The following is a 21,712-nucleotide window of genomic DNA, read 5'->3' on the forward strand; positions in this document are numbered from 1 at the left end:
GGCGGGGGGGGCCCCCCCGCCCCCCCCGGGCGGGGGGGGCCCCCCCGCCCCCCCCCCGGTCCTACCCCCCAACCCGATCCAGCCCGGTCACGGTGGCCGGACTCACTCGAGGTCCGCGAACAGCTCGATCTCGAAAGCGCGGTGTGCCGTCGGGCGAACCGGCTTCCGGAACGGGTCCGGCAGCACCCCTCCGGTCGGCTTCGGGATCGGCTCCTGCGTCGGGCGGGGGCGGCGGGGACGCCGGGGCGGCACCGTGGCCTTGGGCGGGCGGCGATCAGCCGGCCGGGTGTTGGCGTTGTGCCCGATGCGCTTCCGCTGCGTCCGAATCATGACAGTCTCCTTGATCACGTATTGCATCCTCTAAGTGCGCCGGCGCACCCCCGGAAACATCGATTCGAAGCCATCGGCTATTCGTTCGAATTCACTGGAGCGAACGGCTCCGCGCTACTGGCGATGTGCCAGCCGGGGTGAGGTGAATGCAGCGTGGCAGAACCACTGCCACTTGCCAACTCACGTGCGTTAGCCGAACGTTAATCGCCGATCGGCGGTCCGTGGCATGCTGTCTCACATCGGTCGACTCGACCGACCGCGAGGAGCTGCGAAAGGGGGCGACAGGCATGGAGTTTCGCATCCTGGGACCGGTGGAAGTCCTACGGAGGGGAGTCCCGGCGGAGGTCAATCCGAAAATTCTGGAGTTCCTCGCCGCACTGTTGCTGAGCGCCAACGGCAGCGTCACGCACACGGAGATCACGAGCTACCTCTGGCCGGGCGAGAATTCGAACGCGGGTCGAATTCGCCAGTGTTCCCACCTGTTGCGGCAAGCCGTACCCGATATCCCACTACGGAACGGTCGAGGTTTCTGCCGGATCCAGGTCGATCCGCACCGATTCGACTACACCCGTTTCCAGGAGCACCGCGACCGGGCCGACGGCGCGGCGGGCGCGTCGATCCGACTCCGAGAGCTCAGGGCGGCGGTCGGACAGTGGCAGGACTCCGGTCCGCTGGCAGGCCTGTCCGGGGCCGGGTTCATCCGGAAACGTGAGGCCCTCCTGGCACAGCTCCGCGACGTGACCGCCGAGTGCGTCCGGGCCGAGCTGGAGTGCGGCCGACACCGCGCCGCCCTCGACCGGGTCGGCGAGGCACGTGCGCGCTGGCCCGAGAACGAGACGCTGCTCGAACTCGAGGTCCGGGCCCTGGAGACCGTGGGCCGCCCGGAGGAGGTCGAGCCGCTACTGGCCGACTGGGAAAGGCGGTTCGGACGCCCCACCGTTCATCTCCTCCTCGCGCCTGACGGGGGCCGGCCGCCAGGAGCCCCCACCCAGGCCGCTCGCCCGACACCCCGCCAGCTCCCGCCCCGGCCGCCCCACCTGGTCGGCCGGGACGCCCAGGTCGACCGGATCAGCAGCATTCTGCTGGGCCGGACCAAGGGCCGGTCCAGAATCGCGGTGGTCTCGGGCATGCCCGGGGTCGGGAAGACTGTCCTGGCGAAGCAAACGGCGGACGAGCTCCAACAGCACTTCCCCGACGGCACCCTCTACGTCGACCTTGGTGGCTTCTCGTCACGCGAGCCGGAACGATACGAACAACTGCTCGTCAGGTTCCTCAACGACCTCGGCGTGCCGGCGACCACCCCCACCCGGGACGGCCTGCTCGCCGCCTACCGCACCGCCCTGGCCGACCGGGCCGTCCTGCTGCTCCTGGACAACGCCCGCAACGAGCGACACGTCCAGCACCTCCTTCCCGGGCCGGGGAACAGTGCCGCAATCGTCACCAGCCGTCGGCAGCTGCACGGGCTGTCGATCAGTCAGGGCGCCGACCTCGTGACTCTCGGTCCCCTGAGCCGGCGCGCCGCGGCGGAACTGTTGCACAGCCGGCTCGGCGACCAGCGGATGGATCTGGTCGGCCCGTTCGTCGAGGACCTCGTCCAGTGCTGCGCCGGCATGCCCCTGGCGTTGGCGATCACCGCCGCGCAGCTCCTCAAGCGTCCGCCGCAGGCGATCGGGGACGTCAGCCGCGGCCTCCGAGAGGAGAGCACCCGGCTTCGTCAACTCGACCTGGGCGCGGAGGAGACCAGCGTCCGTCTGTCGTTCGAGATCTCGTACGAACAGCTGCCGCCCGCGGCGAAGGAGCTGTTCTGGAAGCTGGCGGTGCACCCAGGCCCCACGATTAGCTGGACCGCCGTCCGCGCGCTCCAGCCGACAGATCCGGTCGGCACCAGCAACGCGTTCGACGAACTCCTGACCATGAGTCTGGTGTCCGAGACCGCGGTCTCCCGCTACACCCTCCATGACCTGCTCCGGGTCTACGCCGGCGAGCTGGCCGCGCAGCGAAGCGACACCGAGCGAGCCGAGGCCGCCGAACGCGTCCTGGAGTTCCTGCTGCAGAACGCCGCAGCCTGCGACCGCAGGCTGGACTCGGCCCGGGACCTGCCAACCGGCGAACCACACGGGATCCGCATCGACGTCCCGAAGGACGCCACCGGAGCGATGGCCTGGTTCGAGGCCGAGTACTCCACGTTGACAGCCGTCATCGGCACGGCCACGGCACGCGGACTCGACCGCTACGCCTGGCTGCTGCCCCTGGTGATGGTCACCTTCCAGTGGCGGTCCGGCCGCTACTTGGACACCCTCCGGCACCTGACCGGCGCGCTCGAGGCAGCCCAGCGGGTCGCGGCGCCGACGGACGTCGCCATGGTCCACCGCATGCTCGGCGGTACTCACCGCGGCCTCGGAAATCTCGCCCGGGCGACCCACGAGCTGCGCAGCGCGGTCCGGCTGAGTGAGGAGAACGAGGACGTCCGCGGCACAGCCCAGGGCCACTACACGCTCGGGATCATGCTGCGGGAGAACGGCGCGCCCGGCGAGGCGCTCGAGCACCTCACCCGGGGACTCACCGCGTTCCAGGAACTCGGCGACGTCCTCGGCGAGGGGGCGGCGTTGACCGGAATCGGCGCCGCGCACTACGACCTACGACGGTACGGCGTCGGCCTGGACTACTGCCGTCGGTCGCTCAACCTGCTGAGCGGCACGGACGACGTCAACGGCCAGGCGTCCGCACTGTTCAGCTCGGGCCGGATCCACGTCGCACTCGGTGACCACCGGAACGCCGCGTCTGCTCTGGTCCGGGCGGTGAGGCTGTACCGGTCGCTGCACTACCGGAGCCGGGAGGCCAGGACCCTGGTCTGGCTCGCCGACACACTCGTGCTCGCCGAGCGGCCGCTGATGGCAGCCCAGGCGGTCGCCCAGGCCCGGTCCCTGCTGGCCGGGCTCGGCGAGAACGACCCCGACGCCGCCATCGAGAGCCTGAGGTCCCAACCGTGAGCGCCGGCCGGCCGGGTGCCGCCCGGTGGCTCAGGACCTCCACAGCCCGCGACGGTAGTAGGCGGTCGGATCAGGTTCCGTCGCCTTCGGGGACGCGGCCGACCCGAAAGCGGGCAGCATCGGCCGAAGGTAGCCGGGCAGCTCGTCCGCCGCCCTCGGTCGCTCCTGCGGGTCGAACGAGACCATCGCCAGCCCCAGGCTCCGGAGCTCGTCGGGAATCCGAGCTCGGAGGCCGCGTGGGAAGGCCTGTTCGGTGCCGTCGAAGGGGTACTCCACTCCGGCGTACGGCAGCTCTCCGGCGAGCATCTGGAAGAGCAGCGCGCCGAGGGAGAAGACGTCCACCTGCGAAGTGAGCACCGCGTTCGACACGTACTGCTCCGGCGGGGCGTACCGGGGACTTCCGCCCGGCTCGGTGTTGGCCTCTCCGACCTCCGTGGAGATGCCGACGTCCAGCAGCCGCACACAGCCGTCGAACTGGATCATCACGTTCCTCGGCGTGACGTCGCAGTGGACGTAGCCCTTCCCGTGCAATCGACCCAGGATCTCGCAGAGCTGTGCGAGAACCGAGGCGGCCGCCGCGACCGGAACGGGCTCGTGCTCGTCGATCCACTCGGCGAGGGTGATTCCTTCGACCAGCTCCATCACCATGAACCTCCGGCCACTCCGGCCGAATTGCCCCTCGTCGAAGACCCGGGGGATTCCCTGGATCTCCAACACGTCCCGCATCCGCTCGCATTCCTGATGCATGCGGTCGCCGTAGTAGGCGAAGTCATCGGTCGATTCGAATGTCCGGGCGGTCTGCACTTTGACTGCCACATCGCGCCCGAGCAGTGTGTCCCGACCGACGAAGATCTCGCCCATACCCCCCTTGCCGAGCTCGCGGATCACTTTGTAACGGCCGTTGAGCAAAGTCCCAGGAACCAACGCACCCGCTCCGTATGGAAATGGAAACACCCCGGACATGCTCGACCGAGCACCTCGGAGCGCAGAAAAGTGAGGTCATTATGACAGGCAGTTGGCCACCCGAAGGTCTGGTCGGCAATTCCGCCGCCATCCGGATAACGCTCGGCATGTTCGGACCGGAGCAGTACCGCTGTCCGGCGTCCGACGTGTTCAAGGCCCGCGGACTCCGGGCTCGCGAACGGCCCGAACGGAAGCCCGAGGCCCTGGAACCGTTCACCAACGGTCCGTTCATGGCGGCGGCCGACGAACTCGAACGGTCCGCGGACGAGCCGTCGCCGAGCGAGCCGCGTCGCGGGTGGCCGCGCCCCGCGCACGACGGTGTCCAGCAGTGGACCGCGCACGCGCTGCGCATGTACCGCGAGGCCTTCCCCTACGACCCCGGGCTCTCCCCCTCCCGCACACCCTGGGTCTACCGGCACCATGGTCCGGCACCCGAGGGCCAGGGCGACGCTGAGTACCGGATCACCGTCTGGGGCCGCTACTTCGAGTCCCCCGACGGCCGGCTCCGTGAGCTGAGGCTGCCCGTCAACCGACTACGGGACCGCACCGACGCGGAGCGCGCGGTGGCCGCTCTCGTCACGGCCGAGGGGACGCCGGACCCTCGGGTCGAACAGATCCGAGTCGTCCAGTTCGCGCTTTCCGACGGACGAACGGCGAGCGTCTTCAACGGCACCCGGCAGGAAGCGGTGGCGGCTCACCGGGCCCACGGGGCCGCGGCGGTACGGGCGTTGCTCGACGGCCGCGAATTCCGACCCGGCTCCGCCTGTGTCTCGTGCACCGCCGCGCCGGTCTGCCCCACCCTCAGTCGAACCAGTGGTCTACTCGGCGTCTCCAACCGAAGCCGGCCGCGCCGCACTTGGTCCTCCAGCACCGGCAGGTCGCACCGCAGCTGCCCGGCCCGCGGCTACCTGCGCGGCCTGCGACTCCCGGTCGACGGCCACCTGGAGCGAGGTCCCGCCGCCGAGCGCGGCCGAGCGATCCACGCCTACCTCGCCGAGCGGCACCAGCGGAGGCCACTCACCCCGTGCCCGGCCGAGATCCCGGACGACTGGGTGCCCGAGGGCTACCAGCTCCCCGACGAGGAACGTCGGCTCGGCGCCCGGCTGCTGCACCACCACGCCGAGGTCTGCCCGCTGCGCGTCGTCGGACCGGGTTCGGCGGTCAGGACCGAACCCAAGCTCACCTTCGAGGACACCGCAGCCGACCTCGTCGTCCTGGCCGAACCCGACCTGCTGTACCAGGACGCGAACGGGACCTGGGTCTGGCGAGAGACGAAGACCTCCGGCCACGACCGCACCTGCCGTGACCCGCTGGCCACGTACCCCCAACTCGCCCTGGCCGTACGGATCCTCGCCATCGGAGCACTCCGCGACGGACCTGCCGGCGGCCGGGTCGAACTGGAGGTACTCCAGCCCGGCGGCGTCGACCTCCGCACCCTCGACCCGCTCGCCCCCCGCACCCGCACCGCCGCCGAGGCCGCACTGCGCGAGCAGGTGACCGGCTGGCACGCCGAGGACCTGTTCACCGCCGTCCCCGGCCCGGAATGCGCGGGCTGCGAGGTCGCCCGCTGGTGCACCGCGCGGACCGCCCCGGAGGCCACCGCGTGACCGGAACCGATCACCCCGGCATCGAACTGCTCACTGCGGTGGCCAGAGGAGTGCTCGACCTGACGGCCGCTCCCCCTTCCACGTTCCGGTTGCCGTACCCGTCGAGCCTCCAACTCGCCCTGGACCGCGTCGTCCTGGACGCGCTCCTCCGCCGCGCACCCGCACCCCGCAGTGTCCCGGACCTGCTCTCCTGGTGCCGCGGGCGGGCCCCGGAAGAGTGGCTGTCCCTCCCCGGCGACTTCCTCGTCCCCGGCTCCCGCCTGATCCACCCGGACGCGGGTGAGCCGACCCGGACCTGTGCCGAGCTGGCCTCACTGGGCCCCGACGGCGTCCTGGAGCAGGAGGCCCAGTCCCTCCTGGCCAGGCTCTCCGACAGCTGCGGCGGCCCCGCCCGGTTCGCCCAGTGCCGCGACTTCCTGATCGACCGCCCGGTCCTCCTGCGGTTCGACCCGATGGAGCTACTCCAACCGTCCCTGGCGCACACCTGGCGGCTGGTCAAGGACCTCTACGGTCCCGTCCCCAGCCATTTCCCCTCCGAGGGGCTGGTTCACTGCTGCTCCGGCTGCGGTCTACTCGCTGAGGCCGACACCGGGGACGGTCCGTGGTGCGAGGGCGGCTGCGCCCCGGAGGTACGCAAGCTGGAGACCTCCCACCGCCCCGGTCAGACACGAGTGCTCCCCCTGGCCCTGCGGCTCTTCCTCGCACTTCCCGGCCGCACAGAACTGAAGGTCCGTGCCCACCTCGGCACGCGTTCCGGCCCACTGGTGACGGCTCTCGGTGTCCACCAAATCCCGGCCCACGACGGAGTCGCGCGGGCCTATCAGGTCCAGGACCGGGAGCAACCGGTGCCGGCGGCGCTCCGGGCGGCCGAGGTGGCCGCCGCGCTCGACGTCCGACTGGACGTCGTCGTGCCGGACGACCGCGCGGCGAACCCGGTGTACCGGCGAGCCTTCGAGTGGGCACTTCCGGCCGGCGCGCAGGTACGCCTCAGGTCCGTCAGCGAGTTCGCCGCACACGTACCGACCGATGGAACACGGAGGGATCATGCGTAGCACCGCCCATTCCCTGACCGAGGTGCTCAACCAACTGTCGGATGCCTCCGATGGATTGCGAACGGAGCGACTGCAGGCCCTCTGCGAGATCGAGATCGGGCTCCTGCTCCAGGAGAGGTTCGCGTTCGGTGCGCCCGCTGCGGAGGCCTGGGCGTTGTTCAGCGGCTTTCCGTTCGCCAGGGCCTGGGGCGCGGTCGACCGAGCCGGCGAGCGGACCCTCCGCACCGCCCGCCACACCCTGTGGATCTGGGGCCGTCGGCGGGCCTGGACCGAAGCGCTGGAGGAGTACCAGCGACTCGACCGCCAGCTGCGCGCCTACGACGTCCCGGACTCGGAGCACCCGGCCGTTCGCCGCCCCGCCCTGTCCGTGACCCCGGACCGGTGGGAGGTCTATGACCGGCTCCTCCGGGCGGCCCCCGTGTTCGCCGGACAGCCTCTGACGTTCGCCGGGTCCGGACGGCACGCCTTCCCCGTCGGCCGTCACCTGGCCGACGTCCGACTCCCGGACCTCCCCCTGCCGCCTCCGGTTCGCCACGATCTGGCGGCGCCGCCGCCGAACAGGGGCGCGCCGCTCACCTTCGAGTGGACCGAACTGCTCGACACGGCCGCCTCCATGGACGGGCGACAGCCCGAGAACTGGGTCGGCCGCCTGAAGGCCGTACGCCTCTTCACACGCCAGGACGGGGGGTTCGAGCGCTCCGAGCGCTTCGAGGTGGCCCGGATCCAGCATCTACTGGGCATCGTCGGCGCCGGCAAGAGCACCTTGCGGGACGTCCTGGCGGTGCACCTCGCCCGTCAGGGCCTGCGGGTCACGGTGGTCGTCGGTGACGTGACCGAGCAACTCAAACTGGTCCGGCGGTACAACACCCACGTGCCCGACTCGGCCGCCCCCGTGATCGGTGCCTCCAGCCGTCAGCAGCACGCCGAACGGCTGCACCGACGGCTGGTCGGCAGCGGCCGGCGCAACCTGATCACACACGACGATTCCGGGTTCGACTACCTCAGCACCTCTTGCGCGGTGAACGCACTGCGTCACGACGAGAACCACCTCGCCGACGACCTGCTTGACTTCACCGAGGCCCCGTGCAACCGGCTACAGGCACCCAGCCGTCGGCGCGACGCCCGGGACGACTCGTGGGGACGGAAGCCGCTGGCCTGTCCACTCTGGTCCGGCTGCCCTCGCCACCACGGTGCCCGGGAACTCGTCGGTGCGACCGTCTGGGTCGCCACCATCGCCAGCCTGGTCGACTCCAAGGTTCCGCACCCGCAGAACCACGAACGGATCCGGTACCTCGAACTCGCCTGCCGACGGAGCGACCTGGTGATCGTCGACGAGGCGGATCGGGTCCAGATGCAGCTCGACGGGATGTTCGCCCCGGCCATCCCCTTGATCGCCGACAGGCCGGACAGCCGGTCCTTCCTCTACGACGTCAACCAGCACCGGCTGCGGGAACTGGCGGGAGCCGGTCAGATCCAGCTGTCCAACCGCGATGTGGAGAACTGGTCCGCTGCCGTCAACACGACCCAGACCGCCGCCGACCGGCTGGTCGCGATGCTGGTCAGCAATCACGGCCTACGCACCTGGGTCAGGATCGGGTACTTCAGCGCGTGGACCCTTCAGCTCCGGCTGATGGAGGAACGCTATCCGCTCCCGGAGGACCGTGAGGGCACCTCCACCAAGCACGCGGAGCAGGCGGAGGAACACCCGCACCGGCAGCCGCGACGGGCGCTCACCGAGATTCTCGACGCCTTTCGGGACAACCCCTTCGGCGACCGGCGACCGCCCACCCCGGAGGGAGAGCAACTCACCAGCCTGCTCGGCGAACTCCTGCACACCACCTACCGCGAGAACACCCGGACCCGACTCAAGGAGGTGCTCTGCCAGCTGTTCGACCTGGATCGCCTGCTGGAGCCCTCGGCAGCCGGCCGTGACCTCTACGAGCAGCTGCGCCGGCGGGCGAACGGAGAACCGGACAGGGACGGCGCGAACACCGACACCGGCCTGGGCCCAGCCAGGCGCAAACGGAAGGACCGCCTTCCGGCGAATCCCCAGGAATGGCTCGAACTGCTGCTGACGCGCTTCGAGTTCACTCTCCTGCTGAGCGCACTGGAGCCCCGGCTCGCCCTGGTCAACGCCATGTGGCCACGCGTCGCGGCGGCCCTCAACCTGGGCTTCAACGAGATGTACCGCCGTCCCCTGGACTACGGACCGATGGTGCCCGAAGCGCCGATGGGCAACGTCATCGGCTTCCAGTTCCTGATGGAGGGCCCCGACCCCGGCGGGGTCCGCAGCGGGGAGCTGCGGTTCTTCCGGTGCAGCGGGGTCGGGCGAGAACTGCTCCGGGCGATGCCCGACCTGCCGACGGTGGACAGCCGTCCCGGCACCAACGTGCTGCTGATGTCCGGCAGCAGCTGGGCCGGCCGATCCAGCCGCTACCACGTCCAGGTGCCGATCGGCGTCATCATCGAACCGGATCCCCGGGAACTGGACCGGATCGCCGAGCAGAGCAGATTCCGCTTCGAGTTCATCCGCGAGGTCTGCGGATGCCGGTCCCGCTGCCGGTGCGAGCCCACCAACGAGGCGCTGCGGCTCTCGGGAGAGCCCCTCGATCAACGGGCCGAGGTGCTTCGCCGGATGGTCACCGTTCTCGGCAGGAACGACCACGGGCCGAGCCGGCTCCAGGAGGAACTGGAGCTCCTGCCGGAGAATCGGCGGCACGTCCTCCTGCTGGTCGGGAGCTATGAGGAGGCCGCCGTGGTGGCGGACACCCTGCACACCCTCAACCGGCGGTGGAAGAACCGGGTACGGCGCCTCGCTTCCGACGACGACCCGGACACCGGTTCCTGGGCGGAGGACGACGAGAACCACGCGCCCGTCCTGCGCCGGGGCGACGTCGAGGCGCTCTCCTCGACCCGCGCGGAGATCTTGGTGGCCCCCCTACTGGCGGTCGAACGGGGGCACAACATCCTCGACCTCGCCCAGCGGCACGCGGCCATCGGCTCCGTCTACTTCCTCGCCCGGCCGAACCCGCGCCCCGACGACCTCGCGCTCGCCGTGCACGCGATCAACGACTGGATCGTGCGCGCCGTCGAGGGCGCGGAGTTCGACGACTGGGTGCGGAGCGAGTCCACTCTGGGCCGCGGCGCCCGCAAGGTCCGCGACCAAGCCCGGTCCCGGTGGTACGCGGTCCTCGCCCGGAGCCTGGCCTGGAGCCGGCTGACCGACGACGACCGTCTCCAGGTCACCTGGGACCTGCTGGTGCTCATCTGGCAGGTGATCGGCCGTTCCGTCAGGGGCGCGGTCCCCACCAGGGTGGCCTTCGTCGACGCCGCATTCGCGCCCAATCTCGCCATCGGCGGTTCGTCCGACGAGCGGGATACGGCCCGGACCAGCCTCCTGCACAGTATCCACGCCGTCCTCAAGCCGTACTTCATCGCGGGCGCCGTCGTCCCCGCGCCCGACCGCCACATCGTCCAGGCGCTCTACCGACCGATGTGGACGGCCCTGGACCGCTGCCTCAGCACGATCGACCACGAAGGGAACACCACGTGTACCGCCTGATCAGCACCACCGCTTACGAACCGGATCCGCACACCGCACCCTGGGTCGAGCCCTATCGGGTGATCGATTTCCCCGACGGGTGGCGGGACGAGTTCCTCGGCCTCTACCGTCGGCGCTGGCGCCGACGGGAGGAGCCGGTCGGCCTGCCGATCCGCAAGCTCAACGAGCTGCTGCGTGCCGCGGCACCGGGCCTGGTCGCCACCGGCCGGGGCGCCGGCGGCAGCGCCGAGGTGCCCTGGTTCTACGCCTCGCAGGACATGCCGGCGGAGCTGGTCGGCCCGTTGCTTGCGTCCTGGGTGATGACGCTGCCGCCCGCCGACGACGCCGACCCCGAACGCGCGGCCGACCACCGGGCTGCCCTGGACCGGGCACTCGCCGTGATCGACGAGTACAGTCCGCGGTGGCGGAACGAGTCCGTGGACCTGACCGCCGCCCGGCTCACCGACGGCGGCACCGCCCAACCCGATCGCAGGCTCTACCACCTGTTGCCCGAACAGATCGGGGCTCGGCTCATCGCCCGCCCGCTACGGCTCAACGGCGTCAACCTGTCCTTCCGGCAGGTCACTCGCAACCAGGGGGTAGAGCTGGTCAGCTGGCCGCCCCGGCAGTACACCCGCGGGAGGCGCACCTGGCACTACTCGGCGCTGGTGACTGTCACCGTGCAGACGGTGCCGTTCGCGTCGCGCTTCCGCGTGCACGTCGACTACGGGATCCGGCGATGGACCGGATCGCAGGTGTGGTTGCCGCCCGGCCGCGGAGCCACCGTCCTGCTCGACATCCCGCTCCCGTGGCCCGGGGATCACGGCCCGAGCCACCGCCTCACCAGCAACACCCTGGCGTTCAACCGCCGCCTCGGCATGCCGGCCTGGCGTCGGCACAGCCTCGTCGAGTTGCTGCCCGAGTTCGACGTGCTGCGCACGTACCCGAAGCCCGCCGACCTGATCGCCGACCCGGCGGACTGGCTCGACGGCCGGGACGGAGTCGCCGCCGGTGTCGTACACAGCACCGCGATGGGCGCGCACGGGGTGGGCGCCGGGCTCATGCCGCTCGAACGGTCCCTGGTCGACCAGTGGGTCGAGGAGGGCCTCACCCCGGTGTTCCGTCGCGTGGCCGGCCTGGAACGCGCGCACCGAAAGCCGACGCCCGTACTCCTGCCCACCGCCAAGTCAAAGGACCCGCAGGTGGAGGACGAACGCGTGCGGCAGCGGGTCAGGGCCCGCCGTGCCGCGCTACGCGCGGCCCTGGACGACCGGCCCCTGCTGGTGGACGTGCTGTGGCAGACCGAAGAGACCCGCGACGAACTCGTCGCCGCACTCCACGAGTGGCTCGGCCTTCCGCCAGGTCCCGGGCACACGGAAGCCGTTCAGGAATGGCAGCTCGGCGGCCTGCGGGTCGAACTGCGTGTCCGCCCGCTCGGCAGTCTGGGGGCCGCGCTCCCGCTCGACGGCGGCCCCGGCCGATCGCGGTCCCAGGTGCTGTCCGCCGCCGTCCGGGAGCGAGCCGCCCGGACGGCCGGCTTCCTCGGCTCCGGCATCGACCCGGTGGGGCTGGCCCTGGTGGAAACGCTCGGCCCGGACCGGTTCGGCCACGCACCCGACACCGACCCGAAGTCCGCGCTGCGCCACGGCTGCGCCGCGGCCCGTCGGGTCAGCCAGTTCATGGTCGTCCCGGAGGACTCGGAGGCCGCCGTCGCCCTGCGAGCCCGGTCCGCGCTGGCCGACGGGATGCGTCAGCTCGGCGCTGTGGTTCCGCCGGAGCAACGACTCGACGAGAAGCTGGCGGACGATCTCCAGTACCTGGCCCTGTGGCAGGTCCGGCGACAGTCCGACGGGCCGACCCGCAGGGCCGGCCGGCACCTGGTCGCCCTGCGGATCCGCCCGCATGACCCGGTGCATCCGGTACGCGGGTGGGACGACACCATCAAAGCGTGGGTACCGTATGCCGACTTCCTGATCAGTCTCGCGGCGGACAGCGCCGGCGGGAACCCCGGCCAGGGAACGGACCGACGCCGTACGACCACCGAAGAACGCCGCGACGAGGTCGAGCGCCGGATCAGGTCACTGCTCTTCCAGGTGCGCGATCGCCCCACGCTGCTGCTGGCGAACAGCGGCAACCTGCGCGAGACCTGGCCCGGACTCAACAACGGGCAGCTGGAGAAGGACACGTTGACCTTCCTCGGCGAATCGCCGGTCCGGGTCGCACTCCACGGCCCCGACCTGAGGGTCGTGTTGCTGCGCGACAGGAACGACCGGGGTGAAACCCCCCAGTGGTACGCGCCCGGCGCGACCGAGGAGGATTCTCCGGGATTCTCCGCGGGCCTGTGGGTGGCGCGAGGTGCGGACCCCGACCACCGGGTGTACCTCAGCACCGTCGGCAAGCCGCCGACCGCCGGCACCGTCCGCCGCGACCTGCGCAAGCTGGTCCCGGACCGGGAATGGCCGCACGGCCCCGCGACCACCGCCTGGAACCCGCAGGCGCTGGAACTCACAGTGCTGGGCTGTCTCTCCCCCGCCGCCCTGGCGGCGGCCGAGCGTACCGACACCACGGCGGACCGGCCGGCCGTCGTCGCGGCCGCCGCCCACCAACTGCGCTTCCACGACGAGTACCACCCGCTCTCCCGACCGCTCCCGCTCCATCTGGCGAGGCTGGCGGAGGAGTACGTCCTACCGCTCGCACCGCTGCCCACGACCGAGCGAACCACTGAGTGACGATGCCCGCGTGGAGGCTCCTCCCCAGGAGCCTCCACCGTACCGACCTCGGACCGAGCCAAGCGGAATATTTGTATGACTTATGCGGTACCGCGCCACTCGCCGGATCCTCCGACTAGGATTATTTCAACTCGAATCACCTTCGGTGACAGACGAGTTCAGCAATGTGGACACCATCTTTGGACATGGATGGGTCAAGGGATCACACTCCCAGGAGAGTGCACTATTGGGTGGCGATTCACCCGTGTCCGCCGCGGTCCGACAGATCGCTGCGCTGACCGAGGAGCTGCCGGACGGGGCAACGCCCGACGCGCTGGTGGCCCTCGCGCGTGACCGCCATCCGGGCCTTCCGGGTCCCCGGGTGCTCAAGCTCGCCGATCAGGCCGTCGCCGCAGGACTCCTCGTCAGGAGAAGCGGGCGGTTCGTCACCACCATGACACCCCAGGTCAGTCGGCCGGATCAGGACGAGACGGAGACCCGACCGGCCGATCGAACCGGGCTCCGTGCCGTCGCGATCGACCTGGAGAGCATCGTCACGACCGTTCCCACCGAACCTTTCCTCGAACGCCATGTGTACCAGGCGGCCGCGGTCCGCTTCGGCACCGACCGCAGTTGGGTCGAGGCCGACCCCAGCTGGCATCGCTACCTCCAACTCGCCTGTGACACCAACGAGATCCGCGATCCAGCCGCCCGGAGACGGGTGCTGGCCAACGGTGTTCCGGCCGGCACCGCCTGGCAGGAGCTGGCCGATTTCCTGACCGAGGCGGACGTCGTTGTGGCGTACAACGGGACCGGCCTCGACTTCCCACTGGTCCGGGAGGCCGCACGGCGGGCGGACTGCGACGACCCCTTGGCCGGTCTGCAGACGGCGGACGCGCTCTACCTCACCCACGCGGTGTGGCCCACCGCACCTTCGCACCGGCTGCACGCGTTGGCCGCCGCACGCAACGTCCCCCCACCGGGTCTGCGTCCGCACACGGCCCCGCATGACGCCGAACTCCTCATCCGCCTGCTGACCGACGCTGCCACCGAGGTCCGTGGCTGGGACGGGGAACTGCGTGACCTGGTCCGGACCTCGTGCGCGGACTCGCCCGCGTGGCGAATTCTGCTCGAACTCACGGATGCCCCCGCCCGCCCCGACTCGGAGCCCGCATTGTGGGACCAGCAGCGGGTGGCCCGGCTGGTGAGCGCCGAACTCGCCCACCACCGCCCCCGACGGGACGCCCAGGAACTACGCAGGGGTCGGGGAGTGGTCCGGCTCCACGAGGATCTGCTCGGCCCGGACGGCCGGGTGAATCCGACGAGGCTCGCCGCCGTCGTTCACGGGAACAGGGCGAAACCCCGGGCTGCTCAGGAGCGCATGGCCGCCGCCCTCCACGACTGGGCGCGTTCCGGCACCTCCGGCCTGCTCGAAGCCCCCACCGGCACGGGAAAGAGCTACGCGGTCCTGGCCGCCGCACTCGACTGGCTCGCGGGCGCTCCGGGGCGCACGACGGTCATCGCCACCTTCACCAAGCAGCTGCAGAGTCAGTTGGCACAGGACCTCAAGGACCTCGAGACGGCGCTTCCCGGTCTCCTGCAGCTCAGCGATCTCGTCAAGGGCCGGTCCAACCGCCTCTCCCTGGCCGCGCTGACGGCCGCCCTCGCCCACGCCGCGCAGGGCCGGTCCGAATCCCGCGGCCGGACCCGTCCGGTGGCGCTTCCCCGGTTCCGCGAACTGGCCGTCTACCTCCTCCTGCGGCTGCGCGCCGCCACCGAACCCCCGCTCTCCTGGACGGCCAGGTCGGTGGACCCGGTGAACCTGCCCGCCTTCCTCTCCGACTACACCGACCGCCTCCTCGGGCCGTGGCTCGAGTCGTTGTCCCAGCGCGACGGTGACTACGCGCCGAACGAGCGGACCCCGATCGCCGCCCACACCGACACCGTGCGCGAGGCGATGAGCGGCCACCGGCTGATCTTGGCGAACCATGCGCTGGCCCTCTCCCACCTCGACGACCTCCAGGCCCTCGGCCGCGACACCCTGTTGGTCATCGACGAGGCCCACGAGCTCGAGAACGCCGCCACCTCGGCGCTGACGACGACCGTCGACTACCAGGCACTGGAGGAACTGCTCTCCGAGTGCACCGCCTGGCTCACCGATGCCCGCACCGGCACCGCCAAGGACCGGGCCGCCGACGCCATCGGACGCCTGGAGGCCCTGTTGGACGGAGAACATCTGCCGAGGCTGGCGGCCCAGGCCTTCGACAGCCGGGCGCGGGGGGTGGGGGCACGGATCGGCTCCCGCAGCGCAGTGCTGGCCAGTCCCCACGCCGGCACTTCCGGCAGCTCCGAGGCCCGTGCTGTCCAACGGCTCCTCACAGAACTCGCCCGGGCGGTCGGATCGGTGTCCGCTCTGTTCGCCCGCTACGTCGCCGAGCACTCCAACACGCTCGACGGTCTGGTGAAGGAGCGCGTTCTCGCCCTCGCCCGCCGGGCCGAGGACAGCGCGGCCGCCGTGGACCGCATCGCCGAGGACATCGGTGCCCTACTGTGCCGGGTGGTGCGTTTGGACGGCACACCCGACGCCCTCCCTTCCCGGGTGGTCTTCCTGGAGGAACTAGCCGAGCCCCGCCCAGGCCTGCGGTCGTACCGGTTCCGAGTCGCGTCCAGCCCGATCGACCTGCCCGAGGACAGCCAGTGGCTCCGTTTCCTGAGTATGCTCCCCCGCGTCCACTACGTCTCCGCGACCCTTCGGGTCTCCGGGACCTGGGAGTTCATCCGCACCAGACTCGGGCTCCCGCCCACGCTGCCGGCGCTCGCCCTTGACTCGCCCTTCGACCTGGCCCGGCAGGCCGAGTTGGTCTGTTTCTCCGACTTCCCCTCCTGGGCTGAACAGGAGGAGGGTGCCATGCGCACCGTCGCGCACCAGCTCGCCGGGTACGCCCGGGAAGCGGTCCGTCCACGCGACGACGGCAGCGGGCACGACGGCGGCGCATTGGTGCTCACCACGGCGCGAAAGACGACCGCGGGAATCGGCGAGTTCCTGGAACAGGAGCTCCGCGCCCGTGGTCACTCCGCTCCGACCGTCAACGCCCTGATCCTGGGCAACGGCCGGGCCCTCACCGAGTTCACCGACCGGCAGGAGGGCGGCGGGTTCCTGGTGGGCACCAAGGGGCTGTGGCAGGGCGTCGACGTGAAGGACGAGGACCGGCTGCGGCTGGTCTGGATCAACAAGCTTCCCTTCGCGCCCTTCGCCGCGCCGGTGGTCGAGGCCCGTCGCGCGGCGGTCCGCCGACGCGCCGAGGAGGCCGGGGACCCCGATCCCGAAGGCGTCGCCACCGAGGCCTATTACCTTCCGTTGGCGGCGCTCCAACTGCGTCAGGCCGTGGGCCGTCTCGTCCGCTCCGACCGTCACCGGGGCGTCGTCGTGATCAGTGACCGCAAACTCGGCGGGGGCACGGCCCTTCGTCGCGCCTACCGGAAGGCCTTCCTCGGCAGCCTCGACGAGGGCCTCCTGCGCCCTGACCCGGTCACGGGCGAACCGGGGGCCGGCAACGTGACAACCATGGCCGACGGGTGGCGACGCATCTGGGAGTGGCTGGCCGACGCCGGGCTCATCGACGCCGACCGAGCGGCGGAGCTCTGCACGTCCGAGCAGCTGGACCACCACACACTGCTACCGTTCACCCGCCGGATCCGCGAGCTCGCGCTCACTCCTGACGAGACCGCCCGTCTGCGGGCCGACGGCGGACTCGTCCCGGCCGTCCTGCAGCGGGCCGCCGAGATCGGCGGTCTGCTCGGACTCAACGACCGGCCCATGGAACTCAAGCCCGCGCAGGTACGGGTGATCACCGCCGCCGTCGAAGGCCGCAACGTCCTGGGCCTGCTCCCCACCGGCTTCGGCAAGAGCTACACCTTCCAGCTGCCTGCGCTCGTCCAGCCGGGCACCACCATCGTGGTCAGCCCTCTCGTCGCGCTGATGCACGACCAGGCGCTGGAGCTCAACCGCTCGATCGGCGGCGCGGTACGCGCCCTCATCTCACCGCTGCGGGAGTCCAGCAGCCGGGCCGGCAAGACGGAAGTGGCCGATCAGTTGCTGGGCCGCTCGGACCACGGCATCAAACTCGTCTATGTCAGCCCGGAACGCCTGTGCCAACGACGGTTCCGGGAGCTGGTCCGCCAAGCCGTCGCGGCCGGCCGGGTCACTCGCATCGCCGTCGACGAGGCTCACACGGTGGCCCAGTGGGAGGACTTCCGCCCCAGCATGCGCCGCCTCGGCCGGTTCCTCGCCGAACTGCGCCGGGACCACGGGCTACCGGTCACCGCAGTGACCGCCACCGCCAACCGTTCCGTCCACACCGCCATGCGCGAGGTCCTGTTCGGAGCCGCGGCCGATCCGCCCGCCGCCGGCTCCGCCGGTGAACGGGCCGAGGCTGTCGGAGCCGTTCGCCATGGCGGACTCGTGACGGTCAGGGAGAACCCGATCCGCCCGGAGTTGGCGGTCTTCCGACGCACGTTCCGTCGCGGCGGCACGTCCGAGGTCGCGGGCCTGGCCGAGCGGGTCGTGGACGCCGCCGACGGACACGCGATCGTCTACTGCCTCACCGTCAAGGAGGTCAACGCCCTCCACGCCCACCTCCGGGAGTACGTCGGCGACGCGGGCAAGCGTGTCCTCCGGTTCCACGGGCGGCTCTCCGAGGCTGAGAAGGCCGCCGTGATGACCGAGTTCCGTGAGGCCCCCCGTCAGGGCGAGGACGGCTTCGTCCCCGTCGTCATCGTGGCCACCTCCGCTTTCGGGCTCGGCGTCAACCGGCCCGACGTCCGCACGGTCTTCTGTGCGTCGCCCCCGACCGATCTCGCCGCGCTCTACCAGCAGATCGGCCGTGCCGGACGGGACGGCGCGAGCCGAACGCCGGGAGCCGGCAACGGACCCGCGAACGTCGCCCTCGCGCTGGCGACCAGCCGCGGCATGCGCACCGTGCGGTTCATGACCGCGCAAGACCTCACCCCCTCCCTGCTCCGCCGTATGGGCGCAGCGGTCCTGAACCAGTGCGACAGCCTGGACGCACCCGCGCTGGCCGAGGTGCTGATGGCGGAGGACGTCGCCGCTGGGCTCCTGGACGAGGAGGAGGTCCGCAAGGGCCACGTGGCCGATCGCTACTCCGGCGGAGTGATGCGGGCGTTCAGCGCGCTGGCCGATCTCGGCTCCGTCACCGACCTCGGCGACTACCCCCCGCTCTGCGCGGTCAAGGCCGGCGAGGAACGATCGACAGGCGGGGCGCCGGAAGCCGGAGACCAAGACGACGTCATGGAGCAATCAATCGTCGCGAGCCTCCTGTCCCTTCCGGGCCGTTCACGACTGCGGGTGGACGAGATCGACGCCCATCTGACCAGGCGCGTAGACGGCTACCGGGAGGTCTCCGACGGCCCCGCAGGCAGCTGGGAGATCCTCGCGGACCTCCACGACCGGGGTCTCCTGGACGTCTCCGCTGCCCCGAGCCGCCGGCTGGTCACCGGGCTCCGGGTCGAACAGAACCGACTGCCCACCGGGTTCCTGCCCCTGGTCTCCCGCCGCGCCGAGCGGGCCCGCGAGGAACTCGCCCTGCTCAGGGCGTTCTTCGACGAACCGGCGGTGTGCGCCCAGCGGAAGTTCGCTGACTACTTCGGCATCGTGGACCTCCCCGAGGGGTCCTGCAGCACCGCTCAGTGCCGTTGCTCGGCCTGCTGGGCCGTCCCGGACTGGCCGAAGGAGCAGCGCCGCCCGGCCGTCGCGCAGGCCTTCGAGATCCCGAACCCACGGGCCGGGGGCGGCACGGACGGCTCACTGCGCGAACAGCGGATCGATCTCAGGACCTACCGCCTCGCCCGACGGATGCCCGCCGGAGTGCACGCCCGCTCGCTATGGCGGGCCCTGCGCGGCGAGGAGTCGTCGTACGACCAGGTGAACCGCCGAATGGTACCGCTGCCCCGCCCGCTGCGCGACAGCCCGCACTTCGGCGGCCAGATCGGACTCGCCTACTCGGAGGTGGAGCTGAGCGTGCGACGGCTGGTCGCGGCGGGCGCGCTGGTCGCCACCGTGAACAACCGCTGGCGGGCACGGCCCGTCCCCATGGCCACGCTGAACACGGCCCGACGCAAGAGGAACGAGGAACGCGCGTGACCCTGGCACCACCCGCACCATCCGGCGTCTGGCGCCCGTACATCGACGAGCCTCTCCTCACCCCCGCTGTCATGGACGGCCCCGACGCCCTGAGGGAAGCGGATCTCGACCGGCTCCGCCGGTATCTGTCCGCCCTGGTCACCGCCCGACGAGGTCCCGTGCACGCCACGGTGGCGTTCAACGCCGTCTACTTCGGCTACGACCTCGACGGCCAGGGCTACGGCGGCAGTCCGCTGGACCCGGACGCCTTCCCCGTTGTCACCCTCGACGAGTGCATCCCCGCCATCCCGACAGGCGCGATGGTACGTATCGCCACCGGTTCGCAACCGCTGTACGCCGAGATCGTCTACAAGGAGGGACGTCACCCCGCCGTCGGGCAGCTGGGCGACGTCCCGGAGTGGATCTCCGGGGCACCGGCCGGCGCCGAGCGGGCCGGCGCCGCACCGGGCCCGGACGACACGCCGGTACGACGCGAGCTGCTGGTCCCCGACGTCCACGCCTTCGGCGACGCTCTCAGCCTGACCGAATCCCAGCTCGACCGGCTGCGGTTCCAGCGGCGGTGGATCGACCACAACGGCCACGTACTGGTCGATGCGCGCTACCCGTCCCCCGAGGCGGCCTCGCAGGACCCACTGACCGCATACGCGGACTACCTGCTGGGCGCGGCCCGGGCCCAACTGCTGAGCCCTGCCGTACCGGTCTCCCTCGTCGATCTCGCGGCCACCGACGAGGACGCGCTGCTGCACGGCGCCCTGGTACGGATGCTCCGCACGATCGCGTCGATCCTGACCTCGTGTGAACAGCTGCGTCTTTGGGGGCCGTACGCGCTGTCCCGGAGCAGGCTGGCCGCGACCTTGCGGGACGACGGCCCACTCGGCCGCGGTGACATGAGCAGGCTCGCGACCTCGCTGCAGCTCGCGGGCCGGGCCGCCGACCGGCGCCGGCACGGCATGCCGCTCCCCACGACCGTCTACACCGCAGTGGGCCCGTGGCTGACGACGGTCGCCGGGGCCGCTCCGCTGCTCACCGGAGTCGACTACGCGACGGCGGTCTGCCGGGCCAACCTCGCCGTCGCCGACGTCGTCCGCGGGGAGAGCAGGTCCGGGCTGTTCGAGAACGGCACCCGGCTCCGTCTCGACGACAACTTCGAGGGCGGCGGCATCTGGCGATCGCGCCGACCCGGCGCAGACGAGGCCGGCGACGACCCGCTGACCCCGTCCGGGCTCGGCTGGCGCACGGCGTCACAGCCCCCCGCCCCCCGCCCCGTACGGCCCGCTCCCGCCGCCGGGCCTGGGCCTGGGCCTGGGCCGATGGACACTACCGCCGAACCGGAACCGATCCCCGTCGACATACCGATCAGCCTCACCGGTCCGAACCAGGCAGAACTGCTACGGGTGTCCGATAGCGAGATCATCTGGCGATTCCCGCTGCGGCTCTCGCACATCATGGACGGCTTCCTGCCCCTTCGACCACTGATCTCCGACGAGTTGCGCGCCGTCCTGCCCGGCGACGGCGCACTCGTCCGGCTGGAGCTCAATCACCACGGCGGTGAGATCGAAGAGTCCCAACGCGTCCAGGACACCGTCTCCGAGCTGTCGGGCGAACCGGGCCGCGTGTCGGGAATCGACTGGCCGCTGACGTTCTTTCCCGGCATCGAGCTGCTGCTGCAGTGGCTGCGCGGCGGACGGGTAATCCGGGCCGCCACCGTCCTGCTGGAGACGCCCGTCATCGTCGACGGCGTCGAGATCCGCCACCGCTATTCCAAGGAGATCCTGACCCGGGAGAACGCCCCCGGCAGCACCCGGGACGGCGACTCACCCGTGGGCCTCGGCGAACGGGATCTGGTCATGCGTGCCGTCCGCCGCTGCGGACTGCTCAGCGTGGACGGACACGCCCTGCTCGACCGGGCCGCGCTGCCCCTCGCGGTGTACGGGCAGCCGCCCGCCGCCCGACAGGCGGCGGCACTCGAATCGGCTGTGGACGAGCTCATCGGCCTCGCCCGCCTCTTCCCAGCCACTGGCAGCCGCAGCCCTGATGGCCGCCCGAACCACCCGGCACGCTCCGGCGAGCCGCAGATCCCGCTGATCGGCTATGCCCCCGTCGTCATCCCTACGCAACGCACGGCACCCGCCGCGGCCGACCCGGACCACGGTTGGCACCCGACACCGAGGCCGCACCAGGTCCACGGCTTCCTGCGGCGCCTGAGTCCGGGAGCTACTCCCAGCGACGCCCAACGAGCGGCCTACCGCCGGCACTGCCGAAAGCTCGGCAAGGCCGACGGCTGGGAGCTGCCCGCGGGCTACACCTTCGTCACCGAACACACTCGGGCGCGGTGACCTCCGTGCCCACCCCTCCTCTCCT

The 21,712-nt window shown here is 71.2% G+C and carries 9 protein-coding genes; 7 read left to right on the plus strand and 2 right to left on the minus strand.

The genetic code is table 11. The annotated features are described in order from the left end of the window. Positions 1-102: 102 nt before the first annotated feature. Positions 103-348, minus strand: coding sequence for a hypothetical protein (locus tag ACFRQN_RS19090; RefSeq protein ID WP_380741269.1), 246 nt, complete (start codon positions 346-348; stop codon positions 103-105). A gap of 269 nt (positions 349-617) precedes the next feature. Between ACFRQN_RS19090 and ACFRQN_RS19095 the strand changes: the two genes are divergently transcribed. After that, positions 618-3,320, plus strand: coding sequence for a tetratricopeptide repeat protein (locus ACFRQN_RS19095; RefSeq protein ID WP_380741270.1), 2,703 nt, complete (start codon positions 618-620; stop codon positions 3,318-3,320). A 30-nt stretch (positions 3,321-3,350) separates the two neighbouring features. Here ACFRQN_RS19095 and ACFRQN_RS19100 read toward each other — a convergent pair whose 3' ends face one another. Next, positions 3,351-4,283 carry a serine/threonine-protein kinase gene (locus ACFRQN_RS19100; RefSeq protein ID WP_380741271.1) on the minus strand — a complete coding sequence of 311 codons (933 nt, stop codon included), beginning with the start codon at positions 4,281-4,283 and terminating at the stop codon, positions 3,351-3,353. Positions 4,284-4,390: 107 nt separating this feature from the next. Between ACFRQN_RS19100 and ACFRQN_RS19105 the strand changes: the two genes are divergently transcribed. The 6 genes from ACFRQN_RS19105 (at position 4,391) to ACFRQN_RS19130 (ending at position 21,687) form a co-directional block, all read left to right on the plus strand. Next, positions 4,391-5,890: a PD-(D/E)XK nuclease family protein gene (locus ACFRQN_RS19105; protein WP_380741272.1), complete on the plus strand. Its 1,500-nt coding sequence runs from the start codon at positions 4,391-4,393 to the stop codon at positions 5,888-5,890. Then, positions 5,887-6,942, plus strand: a complete 1,056-nt coding sequence (locus ACFRQN_RS19110; RefSeq protein ID WP_380741273.1) for a hypothetical protein — start codon at positions 5,887-5,889, stop codon at positions 6,940-6,942. Before ACFRQN_RS19105 ends, ACFRQN_RS19110 begins: the two co-directional genes overlap by 4 nt. After that, positions 6,935-10,504 carry a hypothetical protein gene (locus ACFRQN_RS19115; RefSeq protein ID WP_380741274.1) on the plus strand — a complete coding sequence of 1,190 codons (3,570 nt, stop codon included), beginning with the start codon at positions 6,935-6,937 and terminating at the stop codon, positions 10,502-10,504. Before ACFRQN_RS19110 ends, ACFRQN_RS19115 begins: the two co-directional genes overlap by 8 nt. Further along, on the plus strand, positions 10,492-13,212 hold the full coding sequence (locus ACFRQN_RS19120; protein ID WP_380741275.1) for a pPIWI_RE module domain-containing protein: 2,721 nt from the start codon (positions 10,492-10,494) through the stop codon (positions 13,210-13,212). The genes ACFRQN_RS19115 and ACFRQN_RS19120 overlap by 13 nt, the downstream gene beginning before the upstream one ends. An 82-nt stretch (positions 13,213-13,294) precedes the next feature. Then, entirely contained in the window at positions 13,295-19,351 is a 6,057-nt protein-coding gene (locus ACFRQN_RS19125) for a DEAD/DEAH box helicase (protein WP_380741276.1), read from the plus strand. Then, positions 19,348-21,687, plus strand: a complete 2,340-nt coding sequence (locus ACFRQN_RS19130) for a hypothetical protein (protein ID WP_380741277.1) — start codon at positions 19,348-19,350, stop codon at positions 21,685-21,687. Before ACFRQN_RS19125 ends, ACFRQN_RS19130 begins: the two co-directional genes overlap by 4 nt. Positions 21,688-21,712 lie beyond the last annotated feature (25 nt).

This window comes from Kitasatospora sp. NPDC056800, from assembly GCF_042789775.1.
Lineage (GTDB): Bacteria > Actinomycetota > Actinomycetes > Streptomycetales > Streptomycetaceae > Kitasatospora.